This is a genomic window from Aeromonas sp. 3P, from assembly GCF_051919745.1.
In the GTDB taxonomy this organism is placed as follows: Bacteria; Pseudomonadota; Gammaproteobacteria; order Enterobacterales; family Aeromonadaceae; genus Aeromonas; species Aeromonas veronii.
Genome location: NZ_JBQBED010000001.1, coordinates 1,198,630 through 1,214,851, shown reverse-complemented (window position 1 = coordinate 1,214,851; position 16,222 = coordinate 1,198,630). Strand labels below are relative to the sequence as shown.

Genomic DNA, 16,222 nt, shown 5'->3' with positions numbered 1-16,222 from the left:
AGTTTCTAACGCTTTCGCTTCTTCCCCATCCGGCCACCGTCCGCTTCGGCTACACGGTATCAAGCGCCATCGGGTGGGGCCTGTCACACAAAAAGAAGAAAGCAATGTATGAGCAAACAACTGGACATGACCCCATTGCCGGATCTCTCCCTGAAAACGGGAACAGGCCCGGTGCGTACTCGGCTACCCGTCTGGCGGCCGGCCCTGCCACCCTGCAATCACGCCTGCCCGGCCGGAGAAAATATCCAGGCCTGGCTCTCTTTGGCGCAGGCCGGCCGTTTTGAGGCGGCCTGGCAGACCCTGATCGAAGAGAACCCCTTGCCCGCCATTCATGGCCGGGTCTGCTATCACCCCTGCGAGAGCGCCTGCAACCGCGGTCAGGTGGATGAATCCGTCTCTATCCATGCCATCGAGCGTTTCCTCGGCGACGAGGCGCTGGCCCGTGGTTGGCAGCCCGCAAACCCTGCCCCTGCCAGCGGCAAGAAGGTGCTGGTCATAGGCGCCGGTCCCTCCGGCCTCTCCTGCGCCTGGCACCTCAACCGGCTCGGCCATCAGGTGGAGATCCGCGAAGCGGGGCCGCTTGCCGGCGGCATGCTGCGCTTTGGTATTCCCGCCTACCGCTTGCCCCGCGATGTGCTGGATCGGGAGGTGGCCCGCATCGTGGCGGCCGGGGTGACCCTGACCCTCAACCACAAGGTGGAGGATGTGCTGCGCGAGCGCGATGAGGGGGGCTTTGACGCCGTCTTTATGGCCATCGGCGCCCATCTGGCCAAGCGGGTCGATATTCCGGCCCGGGAAGCGGGCAAGATCCTCGATGCGGTGAGTTTCCTCGAACAGGCCAGTCTGGCCGAAGAGCAGGGCTTGCCACCCCCCAAACTGGGACGGCGGGTGGCCATCTACGGCGGCGGCAACACCGCCATGGATGCTGCCCGTACCGCTCGTCGCCTCGGTGTGGAAGAGGCGATGATCATCTACCGCCGTGACCGGGACCATATGCCGGCTCACGCCTTTGAAGCCGACGAGGCCGAGGAGGAGGGGATCAAGATCAACTGGCTGCGCAGCATCCGCCAGCTCGACAACACCAACATCGAGGTGGAGGTGATGGCGCTGGATACCGAGGGCAAGCCGGTGCCCACCGGCAAGTTTGAAACCCTCGAAGCAGACTCCCTTATTCTGGCGCTCGGTCAGGAGGTCGACCTCTCGGTGCTGGAGAGCATTCCCGGCGTGCGGGTCAACAAGGAGGGAGTGGTGCAGGTGGCTGGCAACCTGATGACGGATGTGCCGGGTCTGTTTGCGGGCGGCGACATGGTGCCCTCCGAGCGCACCGTCACCATCGCCACCGGCCATGGCAAGAAGGCGGCGCGCCATATGGATGCCTGGCTGCGCGGTCGCCACTACCAAAAGATGGTCTCCTACCCGCTGGTGGGGCCAGAGCAGTTGCAACTCTGGTTCCAGACCCACGCCCCGGCCAGCAGTCAGCCGGTCAAACCGGCATGGGCGCGGGATGACTTTGGCGAGATCATCGGCGGGCTGGATGAGGTGGCCGCCCGCTACGAGGCGGCGCGCTGCTACTCCTGCGGCAACTGCTTCGAGTGCGACGGCTGCTATGGCAGCTGCCCCGAGCAGGCCATCGCCAAGCTGGGGCCGGGCAAGGGCTATCAGGTGGATGCCGAGCGCTGCACCGGCTGCGGTGCCTGTCACGACCAGTGCCCTTGTCACGCCATCGAGCTGCGCCAACCGGAGGAGTCCCAATGAAACATGAACTGATCATGGTCGACGGCAACGAAGCCGCGGCCCGGGTGGCCTACCAGCTGAGCGAAGTGTGTGCCATCTACCCCATTACCCCGAGCTCGACCATGGCCGAACTGGCCGATGCCTGGGCGGCGGAGGGGCAGACCAACCTGTGGGGCAACATTCCCACAGTGGTGGAGATGCAAAGCGAAGGGGGGGCGGCAGGCACGGTACACGGCGCCCTGCAGGCGGGGGCGCTCGCCACCACCTTCACCGCCAGTCAGGGGCTGATGCTGATGCTGCCCAACATGTACAAGATCGCCGGTGAACTGACCTCGGCGGTGTTCCATGTGGCGGCCCGTTCGCTGGCAGCGCAGGGGCTGTCGATTTTTGGCGACCATCAGGATGTGATGGCGGCGCGCAGCACCGGCTTTGCCATGCTTGCCTCCGGCTCGGTGCAGGAGGCGCAGGATCTGGCCTTGGTCGCTCACAGCGTCCCCCTGCAGTGCCGGGTGCCCTTTATCCACTTTTTCGACGGCTTTCGCACCTCCCACGAGGTGAACAAGATCACCGCGCTGCATCGGGATGAAATTCGCGCTCTTATCGACAACGATTGGGTGCGCGCCCACCGTGCGCGGGCCCTCAACCCGGATCATCCGGTGATGCGTGGCACCGCCCAGAACCCGGATACCTATTTCCAATCCCGCGAGAGCGTCAACCCCTTCTACGAAGCGGTACCGGCGCGGGTGCAGCAATGCATGGACAATCTCGGCGAGCTGACCGGCCGCCACTACCGGCTGGTGGAGTACCACGGCGCGCCCGATGCCACCGACGTCATCGTGCTGATGGGCTCGGGGGCGGCTACTGCCCGTACCACTGTGGATTGGCTCAATCGGCAGGATCGAAAGACCGGGGTACTGGTCATTCGCCTCTATCGCCCCTTCCCGGTACAGGCGCTGCTCGATGCGCTGCCGCAGAGCGTGCGGCGCATGGCGGTGCTGGATCGCACCAAGGAGCCGGGGGCGGGCGGTGAGCCGCTGCTGCTGGATGTGCAGAGCGCCCTTATCGACGGTTTGCAGCGCGGCCTTATCAAGCGGCTGCCCTGGCTCAGTGGCGGCCGTTACGGCCTCTCGTCCAAAGAGTTCACCCCCGCCATGTGCGCGGCGGTGTTCGAGGAGTTGGCATCCGATGCGCCGCGCCCCCGCTTTACCGTGGGGATTGTCGATGACGTGTCGGGCCTCAGTCTGGCATGGCATCCCATCGGTGATCTTGAGCCTGCCAGCCGGGTGCGGGCGCTCTTCTTCGGTCTCGGCGCCGACGGCACGGTTGGTGCCAACAAGAACAGCATCAAGATCATCGGCGAGCTGGAGGGCTTCCACGCCCAAGGCTACTTCGTCTATGACTCCAAGAAGTCGGGCTCGCGCACCGTCTCCCACCTGCGCTTTGGCCCCGAGCCCATCGACGCCCCCTGGCTTATCGAGCAGGCGAGCTTTATCGGCTGCCACCAGTGGGGTTTTGTCGAGTCGGTAGACTTGCTGGAGCACGCCGCGGAAGGGGCGACCCTGCTGCTCAATGCCCCCTACGAGGCTGAACGAGTCTGGGCTGAGCTGCCCGAGCGGCTGCGCGCCCGTATTCGCGCCCTCAATATCCAGCTCTACTGCATCGATGGGGATCGGGTGGCCGAGCAAAACGGCATGGGCAATCGCATCAACACCATTATGCAGACCTGCTTCTTCGCGCTGGCAGGGGTGTTGCCACGGGATGAGGCCATTGCGCTGATCAAGGAGAGCATCGAGAAGAGTTATGCCCGCAAGGGACCCGAGGTGGTCGAGCGTAACTTCGCGGCGGTGGACGATACCCTGGCTCACCTCTGCAAGGTGGTGATCCCGGCCGGTGACGAGCAGATCAGCGACTATCCGTTGCCACTGGCACCGGGTGGCAGCGAGTTTGTCCAGCGGGTCACTGGCGAGATGCTGGCGGGGCGCGGCGATCTGATCCCCGTCTCCATGTTGCCGGTGGATGGCACTTACCCCACTGCCACCAGCCGCTTCGAGAAGCGGGATATCGCCCGCGAGATCCCGATCTGGCACTCCGATATCTGCATCCAGTGCGGCAACTGCGTCTTTGTCTGCCCCCACGCGGCGCTGCGGGCCAAGTTCTACCATCAGGACTGGCTGGCGACCGCCCCCGAGGCAGCGCAGTCGGTGCCCGTCACCGCCAAGGGCTTCCCCGACAGCCGCTACACCTTGCAGCTCTATCCGGAGGATTGCACCGGCTGCGGCCAGTGCGTGCAGGCCTGTCCGGTGCGGGTCGGAGCGGATGAGAGTCATGAGGGCGAGCGCGCCATCGCCATGATGGACAAGGCGCCGCATCTCGCTGGCCAGAAACAGGCGCTGCGCTGGTTCGAGAGCCTGCCCTGGCCTGCTCGCGAGCGGGTGGACTTCTCCACGGTGCGCGGTGCCCAGTTCCTCGAACCCCTGTTCGAGTTCTCCGGTGCCTGCGCCGGTTGTGGCGAGACACCTTATCTCAAGCTGCTGACCCAGCTGTTTGGCGATCGCATGCTAGTGGCCAACGCCACCGGTTGCTCCTCCATTTATGGCGGCAACCTGCCGACCACACCGTGGGCCAAGAACGGCGAAGGGAAGGGGCCCGCCTGGTCCAACTCCCTCTTTGAGGACAACGCCGAGTTCGGCTTTGGTTTTCGTCTCACCGCCGATCAGCATCACGGTCAGGCGGTGGCGGCCCTCGAAGCGATGAAGGGAGAGCTGGGCGCAGAGCTGGTCGATACCCTGATTAGCGCCCCACAGCGGCTGGAGTCGGAGATCCGCGCCCAGCGCACCCGGGTCGCGCAAGTGCGCGAGCGGCTGGAAGAGGTGAAATCCGGCAAGGCCCGCGAGCTGCTGTCACTCATCGATCAGCTGGTGCGCCGTTCGGTCTGGATCATCGGCGGCGATGGCTGGGCTTATGACATCGGTTCATCGGGGCTCGATCATGTGCTCGCCTCCGGGCGCGATGTGAACGTGCTGGTGATGGATACCGAGGTCTACTCCAACACCGGCGGCCAGATGTCGAAATCGACCCCGCTCGGTGCCGTCGCCAAATTCGCGGCGGGGGGCAAGACGCTGGCCAAGAAGGATGTAGCGTTGCAGGCCATCTCCTACGGCAACGTCTATGTGGCCCGCATCGCCTTTGGTGCCAATCCGCAGCAGGCGCTGCAGGCCTTGCGTGAGGCCGAAGCCTATCCGGGCCCGTCGCTTATCATCGCCTACAGCCACTGTATCGCCCACGGCATCGATATGGAGTTTGGCCTGACCCAGCAAAAACGCGCGGTGGCCTCCGGTCACTGGCCGCTGATGCGCTACAACCCGGTATTGCGCAGTGCGGGGCAGAACCCCTTCAGCCTCGACAGCCTGCGCCCCACCATTCCCCTTGCTGAATACCGGCAGGAGGAGACCCGTTATCGGGTGCTGGCCCAGAGCCATCCGGAGGAGGCCGAACGGCTGATGCAGGTGGCGCAAAAAGTGGCGTGGCAGAAGTGGGCCACCTACGAGGAGATGGCCACCCGCGAAGCCAGCCATTTCCATCCGCCGGTGTGAGGATGGGTGAGCAAAATATAACCAAGCGGGCCATTGGCCCGCTTTTTTAAATAGACATGATTAGGGTACAATTGAGGTACGGTATTAATATTTTTGTCTGCAAGTCGGATTTATGTGGAAGCATATCCTCGATATTATTGATGTAGTGGAAACTATGGCTCAAAAAATATAGAGTGTGATTTGTAAGGCTAGAGGGTTGTTAAAGGGTTTTATTGTTCATGTGACAACTAATTTAATAGAAGGGAATGAATGGATAAGCCAGTAGATAATAGTAGTGGTTATGTTTACATTTTAGAGGTGAAAGACATAAATTTACCTGTATGTAAAATTGGTATGACGACAAGAACACCATATGAGAGGTGTAATGAAATAAATAGCGGTGCTACGGGGGACTTTATATGGGTGGTAGCCTATTCCATAGTCGTGGATAAATGCAAGGAATTTGAATCTCTAGTTCATTCGAAACTAGCTCCATTACGCCAAAAAGGACGCGAGTTTTTTAACTTAAGTGCTGATGATGCGCATGTTGCAATAATTTCTATTCTTGAAAATCAAACAAACATAAAAAGAGTGCGTGTTCCAGAGGGAATTGATTCCAGCCTTGATGCAGAGTCAGATAATAGAGGGGGGAAACGTAAGTATCATTTTCAGCGAATTGATTCACGATACGTAGAGCTTCTCCAGATTTTTTCATCATGCCTCAATGTAAAAGGTAGGCCTTTTGGACAATTAAATCGACCAATATTTGGCATGAGTGATGGACGAGAAGGAGTCCAATGGAATATTTCTGTAGATACGGAAACTGGTAAAGTAAGAATAGGTGTTAATCTAGAAGGTAGTGCAAAGACTGGGCGGTGGCTAATTACTCCATTCATATTGAATAATCCTGATATAGAAAAATTAAAGTCAAAAATAGAAAGTTCAAATGATATTGTTATTCGATTTTCACGTGATGCTTGGCAAGGAGCCTCAAGATTAAATATTAGGGAGAGGTTTTTAGGGGGCCGTGAATATCTATTGTCAGAACTTAATCGGAAAATATGGGGTTCGATTTTAGACGAAGCTTTAACTTGTCTTGATGAAAATAAAAGTTTTCGTGGTAGGAAAAGAAACTATCCCGTAACACTAGAGTCAGATGGTCGAAAGCTAAAAAAAGATATATCCCCGCATTTAACGATTTGGGCATTTTTAAGTATCGATGGCAACATTGAGGATAACATAAAAAGGAAAATTTCAGAACTACAACACGTATATGATTGGGTACTGGAAGCAATTTATGCTAATAAAGCAATATAATAATATTCATATATGCGTGTATATAAACTCTATTTTGTACTAAATAATTTTGTCGTAATATATTCTCATGAATATATGTTCTACTTTCGTTAGATAGATAAGAAGGCGACCATGACAGAGCAAGATGTAGCCGGGACGATCGGCATTCTGGGGGCGGGTTGGCTCGGGCTGCCGCTGGCGCGGGCCCTGCTGGCGGCAGGCAAGCAGGTGGTGGTGACGGTCAGCAGCGCCGAGAAGGCGGCCCGTCTGCAGGGGGAGGGGATCAACGCCCATCCGCTGACCATCTCTGCCAATATGGGCTCTGCCGAGATGCCCGTTGCTGATCAAAACGCGCCGTGGCCCATCCCCTGCGAATCGTTGGTTATCTGCGTACCGCCGAGTAAGACCGATGACTACCCGCAGGCGGTGGCAAAGGCCTGCGCGTTGGCCAAAGCGAGTGGCACCCGGCGGGTGCTGTTTGTCAGTGCCACCTCGGTATGGGGGGCGGGTCAAGAAGAGGGTGAGCAGCCCAAACCGCGCCATGCCCGTGGCGAGCGGATGCTGGCGGCGGAGCAGGCGGTGCTGGCAGCCGGTTTCGAGACGGTGATGATAGTGCGCCCCTCCGGCCTTTATGGCCCGGATCGCCATCCCGGCCGTTTCCTTGCGGGCAAGACTCTCGATGGCGGCGCCCAGTCGGTCAATCTGGTCCATCTGGACGATGTGGTGGCGGCTTGCATCTTGCTGCTGGAGCGGGGCAAGGACGGGGATGTCTTCAACCTGAGCGCGCCGGTGCATCCGCGCCGCGAGCAGTTCTACCCCTTTGCGGCGCGTCAGCAGGGATTGCCCGTGCCGGTCTTTATCGAGCCTGCCGGTGAATTTCAGCCCATCGACGGTCAGCTGATTTGCCAGCAGATGGGATTCAACTATCGCTGGCCCGATCCGGCCCACTGGTTTGCCGAGCTCGCCGCCTCGGGCAATTGAGGTTTGCCAAGGGGGTGATCGCCCCCTATCATGCCGCCATCCATGAGAGAGAGGCGGTAATGATGGTAGATACAAAACGTCACCCCGATGGGGAGTTGTTGCTGAGAACCCTGGCAATGCCAGCCGATACCAACCCCAATGGCGACATCTTTGGTGGCTGGATCATGTCCCAGATGGATATAGGTGGGGGCATTATGGCCAAGGAGCTGGCAAAAGGACGTATTTGTACCGTATCCGTCGAAGGCATGACCTTTCACAGTCCGGTCAAGGTGGGCGATGTGGTCTGCTGCTACGGCCGCTGCATGAAGATCGGCCGCAGCTCCATGAAGCTCAAGCTGGAGGTGTGGGTCAAACCGGTACTGCGGGAAAACGATGCCCAGCGCTACTGCGTGACCGAGGGGATCTTCACCTATGTCGCCATCGACGAACAGGGCAAATCCCGCCCGGTTCCGGTGAGTGCCTGATTAAATCAGCCGGGCATTGATGATGGATATTTCCTGCTCAAGCCCGGTTTTTTGCCGTATCATGCGTTCCAGCATCTCTTCCGAGCCCACATATTGCAGGGTGTCGAACAGGCAGAGATCGCATTGAGGGTCCCGTCTTATCTGATAGACGGTGGCCAGCTCCACTTGATGACAATTTCCTTGTTGATCATAAAACGTCACGTTGTACCGAAGTTCTTTCGCCATGAGACAGCGTCCTTCTGGTTGGGTGGAACAGGGACTATCAGCTTAGTCGGCGTGGATGACGTTTGTGATGGTCGCAACAAAAAGCAAAGGCGGGCGGTTGTTAGCCAATGAAAAATAGTTATCGCATTCTTGGCACCTCCCTGCTGACCCTGGGGTTGGTAGGCTGTTTTGATGTGCCGGATCAGAACCATCTGGTCACAGCTCAAGGGATTGTGCCGGGACTCGACTGCCAGCGTCCGCCGCTGGTAGCGTTGGCGACCACGGCGTTGCCCCGTGAATTTGGGGTGACGGTGTGGAATCTCTACAAGGGCCAGCGCAAGAACTGGCGTGAAGGGATGGACAGTTATGCCAAGGGGCAGGATCTGGTGCTGCTGCAAGAGTCGGCCACCCGTCCCGATATGCTCGACTGGCTGCGCGCCGGTGATTTCCAGTGGCAACAGCTGCAAGCCTTCACTCAGGGCGGCGTGTCGTTCGGGGTGATGACGGTGGCCAAGACCCCGCAGGCGTTCGTCTGTGGCGTGCGCTCCCCCGAGCCATTGCTGCGTATCCCCAAATCCGGGCTGGTGAGCCTCTATCCGCTGCAGGGCGATCCTGATGGCGTCATGGTCATCAATATCCATGCGGTCAATTTCGAGCTTGGGATGGCCACCTTCCGCGAGCAGCTCAACGATTTGACTGCCTTGGTGCGCCGCCATCAGGGGCCGGTGATCCTGGCCGGTGATTTCAATACCTGGAGCGACAAACGTCAGTTCTGGTTAAGCAAATTGGTGGACGAGCTGGGTCTGCAAGAGGCCGTGCCGGTGCCTGACTTGCGCCGCACCGCCTTCGGTCGCCCGCTGGATCACCTCTACTACCGCAATCTGGATTTGGTCGAGGTGAGTTCACCGGCGACCGACAGTTCGGATCACAACCCCATCATTGCGCGCTTTGCCGCCCAGTCGGTGACCCCCTGATCGGGGATGATGTGCGCGTGTTGCCCATAAAAAAATCCGGCGCCTGATAGCGCCGGATTTTTTTATACGATCTGGTGGTCAACCCGCTCGGGATGACCCGCTGGCATTACTGGTAGAGACCCAGATTCGCTTTGGCGTAGGCTTCGAAATCGGTGCAGCCACCGATATGCTGCTCATCCAGGAAGATCTGCGGCACGGTATTGACCGGCTTGCCGGCGCTCTTGGCCAGATCTTCTTTGGTGATGCCTTCGGCATGGATATCCACGTAGCGGAATTTGAAGTCATCGCGCTGTTCGGTCAGCTGCTCGGCGATCTGTACGGCACGGACACAGTAGGGGCAACCCGGGCGACCAAAAATCACTGCAAACATATTTTCTCTCCGTTTTTTAAGCCGTTTATGTATGGCCGTTGATATGAGGCAGGCAACAGCATAGCCCTGCCTCGTGGCGACTTGAAGCCGAAATTATCGATACCCTGATTCGAGCGGGCCTATTGGCTCAGCTCTCATCGGCGATATGGATCGGCTGCTGCTGATAGATGCTCTCCAGCACCCCCTTCTCGAACACCGTCCAGGGCCACGGCGCCTTGCTGGCACGGTAGCGCTCATGGGTGGCCGGATCTTGGGACAGGCCGCGCTGGAACATCACGAACGCCTTGCGCTGGCCGCCTGCCGTGTCGATAAAGCCCACCAGATTGGAGGTGCCGGTGATGGTGCCGGTCTTGGCGTGCACCTTGTTCTTCATCATGGGGGCGGTGACGCTGCGGCGCCACGCCAGGGTACCATCCACCTGGGAACTCGGCAGCAGCTTGATCAGGCCAAGCTCGGCATCATTCTTCTGGATGAAGTTCAGCACCGACATCATCTGACGGGCGCTGATGAGATTGTGAGCGGAGAGACCGGAGCCGTCAGCCAGAGTGGCATTGCCCAGATCGATGCCGTTCTTGGTCAGAATGGCGCGCACCGCCATGGTGCCGCTGCGATAGCTGCCCGGCTTGTTGTAGTAGTGACGACCCACGGTTTTGAGGAAGGTATCGGCGTAGAGGTTGTCCGATTTCTTCAGCATCTTGGCGAGCATCACCGGCAGGGAGACCGAGTAGTGGGTGCCGAGGGTCTCTGCTCCTTCAGGGGCCTTGTGGGTGACCCGCAGCAGGCCATCATGCTTGATGCCGGCGCGGTTCATCGCCCAGCGGATGTTGTCCCAGCCCCAGGCTTCCACGTCGTGGATGGCGAAGCGCAGACCCTGCGGATCCTTGTTCGGGGTGATGCAGCCCTTGAGTTCGTAGAAGTTGCCCTTGGCCATGTCCACTTCCAGTGCACAGAACTGGCGCGCCATGTCGGCGTAGCTCATCACTTCCACGTTGTCGGCACCGATGCCGATGGGCACGCCGGTAGCTACATTGCCCACCGCCGGTTTGCCAATCTGGGTGGCAGTGATGGTGCCGTAGGCGCAGTTCTTGTCGATGATGACCGAGGAGACGGGAGCGGCGAAGCAGAGGGTCTGATCCCCCCACGACCAGCCGTTGCCGCGCTCGTAGCCGTTGTAGGCGCCGGTGTTGACGTAGACATTCCCCTTGATGCTGGTGACGCCGAGCTGCTTGAACAGCGCCAGCAGATCCATGCGGGAGAGGGTGGGGTCGCCGACGAAGTTGATCCAGATATCGCCGTTGATGGTGTCACCCTGTTTGGCTCCGGGTTGGGCCTGAATGTCGGTGGCGAAGCGGAAATCTGCACCCAGCTCGAGGCGGGCCGCCAGCGCGGTGAGCACCTTCATGGTGGAGGCGGGGGCGATCATCTGATCCGCATGGCGGGCGAACTCGACGCCGTTATTGCCCTGCACCATGATGGCGTACTGGCCACCCTGAGGGGGCGTCAGCGGGGCGGCATGAGCCGCCAGAGAAGAAAAGAGAGCACAAAAACCAATCAACAGCCGCTGCATAACATCCTCTAACGTGACGAAGGGCCCGGCAGTGGTGCCGACCCTGATAATTCAACCAGCCGATGCGGGATCGACGGGATAACGCAATTCATGCCATGTATGCCGGTCGCCATCATGCCAGCGAGTTGGCGGTACGATAGCGACCCTCATAATCAAAAATTTTCTCTTTTATCTGCCAGAAGCGACCCGATTTGCGGGCGATGACAAAATCCGGATGACGGAACTGGCTTTGCGCGGCCAGCACGCTCGCCAGGGTGGCAAATTCGGGCTCCAGCCCCGGGGCGGGCCAATGATGACGCACAAAGTGCTGTTGAAACAAGCGCCGTGCGCCCGGGGAGTGAAATCCGAAGTATTCACTGAGGGTCAGCCCATCCTCATCGTGGTAGGTCACCTCCAGCCGCTCCCCCTGTTTGCCGCGTCCTGCGGTGAGGGTTAGCCCCGCACAGCGGATCACCATGCAATCCTTGAGATTGAGCGCCTCTTTGAGCTTGTCGTCAGGGTCCACCAGCAGCTGATCGCAGCTCTGGCAGCGGCGGGCGGCGATGTCATTCTCCGCACCGCAGCCGGGGCAGATCTTGGCGCGAAAGCGGTAGTCACACTCTTCGCGGTTGCCCTCGTCATCTTCAAACAGTCCCTGACAGCGGCGGCCGTAGTGCTCGATCACCTTGCCATCCTCGTCGGTCTTGCCCCAGAAGGTGTTGGCAAAACCGCAGGCGGGGCAGGGCACCTGCACCGGCTCGGTACCGGCGTGGGGGCGGGGCTCCCCCACTTCGGGGGCAAACAGGTTGAAGTTGTTGCCCGCATAGTCGAGCACCAGACAATCGCTCTTGCCCGGCGAGAGACGCAGGCCCCGCCCGACGATCTGCTGGTAGAGGGAGACCGACTCAGTGGGCCTGAGCATCACGATAAGATCGACATGGGGGGCATCAAAGCCGGTGGTGAGCACCGCCACGTTGACCAGGAACTTGAGCTCGCGCGCCTTGAAGGCGCTGATAAGGGCATCGCGCTCCGGTCCAGGTGTCTCGCCGGTGATAAGGGCTGCCTGCTCCCCTCTGGCGCCCAGCAGGCCGTGAATTTCGCGGGCGTGTTCGACGGTGGCGGCGAAGATCATCACCCCTTGCCGGTCGGCGGCATACTCCAGCACCTGACTCAGGATATGGGGGGTGACCCGCTGCTGGCGTTTGAGCTCGCCGTTGAGATCCGCCTCGCTGAAGAGGCCGTTCTCCCGCGCCACCAGCTTGCTGAAGTCGTAGTGGACTATGGGAGCATCCACCATGCGCGGCGGCGTCAGGTAGCCGTTTTTGACCATAAAACGCAGGGGCAGCTCGAACACGCAGTCGCCGAACAGCCGCTCGCCGTGGCTCTTGACCATGCCGTGGTAGTGGCGCCGGTAGATCCAGCCCAGCCCGAGCCGATAGGGGGTCGCGGTGAGGCCGAGGATCTTGAGGGCCGGATTGGCGGCCTTGAGGTGGTCGATCACCTGATGGTACTGGCTGTCGTCATCGAGCGAGACTCGATGGCACTCGTCGATGATGAGCAGCGAAAACGCCCCGTCGAAGGCGGCCAGATTGCGCGCTACCGACTGCACCGAGCCAAATACCACCTGGGCGCTTGCCTCCTTGCGATCCAGACCGGCGGCGAAGATGTCGGCCTTGAGCCCCCACGCCTCGTACTTGGCGTGGTTCTGCTCCACCAGCTCCTTGACGTGGGCCAGCACCAGTACCCGACCACGCGCCTTGCGGGCCAGCTCGGCAATCACCAGACTCTTGCCAGCACCGGTTGGCAGCACCACCACGGCGGGATCCGGGTGTTTGCGAAAGTGGCTGATCACGGCGTTGACGGCGTCGGTCTGATAGGGTCTGAGGACGAACATGCAGGCTTGGGTATGTCGATGTGGGGTGGTGCAAGATGGCGCCATTATAGGGTGCTTGCCGTCACAAAAACAGCGGGCCGGCATGATGCCGGCCCGCAGGGTGCCTGGGTGCTGATCAATGGAACGGGAAGATGTAGTTCATCCAGCTTGCCATGCGCAGCAGTACCTTGCGCATCACAGAGACGTGGTGGAAGTACTCGGTATAGACGGCGGCCTGTCCGCTGGCACCGGCAATCACCTGATACTTGGCCCACTCGGGGTCGGTGATGGAGATGAGCACCGGCATGCGGCCCGGGCGGATAGCGCTGATCTGATCCAGCAGCATGGCGTTGGCCTGCACGTTGCCGGCGGCAATGGCCGGGATCACGGCGGTCACCTTGCCCTTGAAGATCTTGCCGGGGATACCGTCGATCACCACTTCGGCCTCGTCACCCACCGCCAGACGCTGCATGCTGTTCTGCCAGAACCAGCCGACATAGGCGGTCTCATCCTTGTGGATGAAGGTCATCACCGGACGATACATGAAGGGGGTGGCGATCATGCCGGGACGCAGGGCGAGCTGCACCACATGGCCATCGCTTGGGGCATAGACCACGGTCTGGGCCAGCTGGTATTTGGCTTCATCGAGCTGGGCCTGCAGATCTTCCAGCATGGCGCGTTGCTGATCCATCTGGGCGGCGATCTCGTCCACGCTCGCCTGGGTTACGTCGAGGTCGCGCTGCTTGCCGACGCCACGGCGCATCAGGTCGCTGGCGCGATCCCGATCCAGCTTGGCGGAGCGCAGTCTGGCATCGATCGACTTGAGTTGATCCTTGTTGGCATCGAGCCGTGCAGTCAGGCTTTCCACCTTCAGCTTGAAGGGCTCATCATCAAGGCGAAACAGCACGTCACCCTTTTTCACCGGCTGGTTGGCTTGTACCGGCACCTCGACCACCCGGCCCTTGACCAGCGGCACAATGGGGGTTGAGAGGTAGTAGTTGCGCGCCATCTCGGAGTAGGGGTGGTTGTAGTTCATCAGCATGATGAGGGTGCCGATGAGCACCACACCACCCAGCGCGGCAGTCGGAACAGTCCACTTGTTGAGCGGGATGCGGAAGATTTTGAAAATGGCTACACAGAGTGCCGTATAGGTCAGGATCAGTAGCAGGTCCATGATTTATCCCTGTTGCTCTTGCTGTTCGATATGGTTGAGACGGCCCTTCAGTTCAGCCAGCTCTTCTCTGAGGGCCGCGATATCATCTTCATCTTTTTGCAGGCGCTGGTTAAAGCCCCAGCCGCGATCGGGGCGATAGATGGTTGCCCAGATCCAGAGGAAGGGCCACAACACATGCAGGGTGAAGAGACTGACCCAGCCGGCAACATGGATGGCATCCTGATGGGGATGATTCCGATGTTTGGCGATTTCGTAAGGAATATCGTGGATCACGATGATTCCGTAGAAGATGACCAGCGCGACAAAGACGAGCAGGCCAAGGGCAAAGTAATCAAGGAACATGTATAACCTCCACTGGCTTTAAGCACAGCTTTATCATTGATTCATATATTCGGGAAAGCAATTGAAAATCACATATTTATCGTCAGGCCGCACGGAATCTTAAGGGCTTGTGCTGTATAGGAGCTTAAGGGAATAACGAGTTGTTTTATTGGTTTTTTTATCAATTTAAAAGGGGCCTTTTGGCCCCTTTTTTACCACCTCAAGTCAGACATCACCCTTCACTGGGATTGCTAACCAGTGGTTGGCGGAACTTCATCAGGAAGGCCACGGTAATGGCCGCCGTTGCAGCCAAGCCGATGATGGTGGAGGTCCCCATCTCCAGCCCGAACCCGATGGGGGCGTTGGCCAGATAGGTGATCACCACAGCGGTCATGAACATGGCGGGAATGGTGCAGATCCAGTGCAGCTTGCCCTCTTTGATGAGGTAGGCAGCCGCAGCCCACAACATGATGACGGCGGTGGTCTGGTTGGCCCAGCCGAAGTAGCGCCAGATCACCCCGAATTCAGCCTTGGAGATGATGAAGCCAAGGATAAACATGGGGATGGCGATCAGCAGACGCTTGGCCAGCGGCTTCTGGGTCATCTTCAGGAAGTCCGCCACGATCAGGCGAGCACTGCGAAACGCGGTGTCACCAGAGGTGATGGGCAGGATCACCACGCCGAGGATGGCCAGAATGCCGCCGACTGTGCCGAGCAGGCTGGTGGAGACTTCGTGTACCACGGCTGCCGGGCCGCCGTTGGCCATGGTAGCGTTGAGCGCTTCGGTGCTGTCGTAGAAGGAGAGACCCAGGGTGCACCAGATAAGGGCGATGATCCCTTCACCGATCATTGCGCCGTAGAAGATGAAGCGGCCGGATTTTTCGTTCTGCATGCAGCGCGCCATCAGCGGTGACTGGGTGGCGTGGAAGCCTGATACCGCGCCACAGGCGATGGTGATGAACAGCAGCGGCCACAGCGGCAGTTCGGTCGGGTGCAGGTTGGAGAAGTCCATCCCGGTGTTGTAGAAGCCTTTGCCGGAGACGATCAGGCCAACGATGAGGCCGACCGACATGAAGACCAGCAGGGCGCCGAAGATGGGATAGAAGCGACCGATGATCTTGTCGATGGGGACTATGGTCGCGAGGATGTAGTAGGCAAAAATTGCCACGATCCAGTAGACCAGATCGGTGGAGGTGAGGTTGGCCAAGAGGCCTGCCGGGCTCAGCACGAATACCACGCCCACCAGCATCAGCAGCACCACGGCAAACAGGTTCATGAAGTGCTTGGCGGCGGTGCCCAGATGCTCACCGACCACGGTTGGCACCGAGGCCCCCTTGGCGCGTACAGACAGCATGCCGGAGAAGTAGTCATGTACCGCACCGGCGAAGATGCAGCCAAAGACGATCCAGAGCATGGCGACCGGGCCGTAGAGGGCACCCAGGATGGGGCCGAAGATGGGGCCGACACCTGCGATGTTGAGCAGTTGAACCAGATAGACTTTCTTGTCCGACATGGGGACATAGTCCACCCCGTCAGCCATGGTGATGGCGGGGGTTTTCAGCTCGGGTTTCGGGCTGAATATCCGTTCGATGAATTTGCCGTATATGAAGTAGCCGGCCACAAGTAAGCCGACACAGAGGAAGAACCAGATCATTGCTACGCTCCTGCATTGTTATTTTTTAGTGTGCAGAGCGAGTCTAAAACGGTTGCGCC

At 59.4% G+C, this 16,222-nt stretch carries 13 protein-coding genes; 6 read left to right on the top strand and 7 right to left on the bottom strand.

Features of this window, described 5'->3' with window-relative positions; all coding sequences use genetic code 11:
* The first annotated feature begins 108 nt into the window (after window positions 1-108).
* From ACTG19_RS05400 to yciA, 5 genes are all read left to right on the top strand, one after another.
* Window positions 109-1,755, top strand: a complete 1,647-nt coding sequence (locus ACTG19_RS05400) for an NAD(P)-binding protein (RefSeq protein WP_439988838.1) — start codon at window positions 109-111, stop codon at window positions 1,753-1,755.
* Window positions 1,752-5,327, top strand: a complete 3,576-nt coding sequence (nifJ, locus tag ACTG19_RS05395; protein WP_439988837.1) for a pyruvate:ferredoxin (flavodoxin) oxidoreductase — start codon at window positions 1,752-1,754, stop codon at window positions 5,325-5,327. The genes ACTG19_RS05400 and nifJ overlap by 4 nt, the downstream gene beginning before the upstream one ends.
* A gap of 249 nt (window positions 5,328-5,576) precedes the next feature.
* Window positions 5,577-6,623, top strand: a complete 1,047-nt coding sequence (locus ACTG19_RS05390) for a GIY-YIG nuclease family protein (protein ID WP_236768564.1) — start codon at window positions 5,577-5,579, stop codon at window positions 6,621-6,623.
* Between the two features lie 111 nt (window positions 6,624-6,734).
* The gene (locus ACTG19_RS05385) at window positions 6,735-7,583 is read left to right on the top strand and encodes an NAD-dependent epimerase/dehydratase family protein (protein ID WP_236768565.1); all 849 of its coding nucleotides are present in this window, start codon (window positions 6,735-6,737) and stop codon (window positions 7,581-7,583) included.
* A gap of 59 nt (window positions 7,584-7,642) precedes the next feature.
* Complete coding sequence (yciA, locus tag ACTG19_RS05380) at window positions 7,643-8,047, top strand: acyl-CoA thioester hydrolase YciA (protein WP_005337875.1); 405 nt, start codon at window positions 7,643-7,645, stop codon at window positions 8,045-8,047.
* Here the strand turns inward: yciA and ACTG19_RS05375 are convergent, their stop codons facing one another.
* Window positions 8,048-8,272 (bottom strand): hypothetical protein, encoded by a 225-nt coding sequence (locus ACTG19_RS05375; RefSeq protein ID WP_005337874.1) that lies wholly within the window; start codon window positions 8,270-8,272, stop codon window positions 8,048-8,050.
* 107 nt (window positions 8,273-8,379) lie between these two features.
* Here ACTG19_RS05375 and ACTG19_RS05370 point away from each other — a divergent pair, with 107 nt between their 5' ends.
* Window positions 8,380-9,225, top strand: coding sequence for an endonuclease/exonuclease/phosphatase family protein (locus ACTG19_RS05370; protein WP_439988836.1), 846 nt, complete (start codon window positions 8,380-8,382; stop codon window positions 9,223-9,225).
* Between the two features lie 106 nt (window positions 9,226-9,331).
* Here ACTG19_RS05370 and ACTG19_RS05365 read toward each other — a convergent pair whose 3' ends face one another.
* From ACTG19_RS05365 to ACTG19_RS05340, 6 genes are all read right to left on the bottom strand, one after another.
* Window positions 9,332-9,628, bottom strand: coding sequence for a GrxA family glutaredoxin (locus tag ACTG19_RS05365; RefSeq protein WP_223849348.1), 297 nt, complete (start codon window positions 9,626-9,628; stop codon window positions 9,332-9,334).
* 94 nt (window positions 9,629-9,722) lie between these two features.
* Window positions 9,723-11,162 carry a D-alanyl-D-alanine carboxypeptidase/D-alanyl-D-alanine endopeptidase gene (gene dacB, locus ACTG19_RS05360; RefSeq protein WP_439988835.1) on the bottom strand — a complete coding sequence of 480 codons (1,440 nt, stop codon included), beginning with the start codon at window positions 11,160-11,162 and terminating at the stop codon, window positions 9,723-9,725.
* 112 nt (window positions 11,163-11,274) lie between these two features.
* Entirely contained in the window at window positions 11,275-13,035 is a 1,761-nt protein-coding gene (locus tag ACTG19_RS05355) for a DEAD/DEAH box helicase (protein ID WP_439988834.1), read from the bottom strand.
* Between the two features lie 115 nt (window positions 13,036-13,150).
* The gene (locus ACTG19_RS05350) at window positions 13,151-14,188 is read right to left on the bottom strand and encodes an HlyD family secretion protein (RefSeq protein ID WP_439988833.1); all 1,038 of its coding nucleotides are present in this window, start codon (window positions 14,186-14,188) and stop codon (window positions 13,151-13,153) included.
* Between the two features lie 3 nt (window positions 14,189-14,191).
* A complete protein-coding gene (locus ACTG19_RS05345) occupies window positions 14,192-14,530 on the bottom strand; it encodes a DUF3302 domain-containing protein (protein WP_005344404.1) in 339 nt (112 codons plus the stop codon).
* A 211-nt stretch (window positions 14,531-14,741) separates the two neighbouring features.
* Window positions 14,742-16,163: a carbon starvation CstA family protein gene (locus ACTG19_RS05340; RefSeq protein ID WP_111899653.1), complete on the bottom strand. Its 1,422-nt coding sequence runs from the start codon at window positions 16,161-16,163 to the stop codon at window positions 14,742-14,744.
* Window positions 16,164-16,222: the final 59 nt, after the last annotated feature.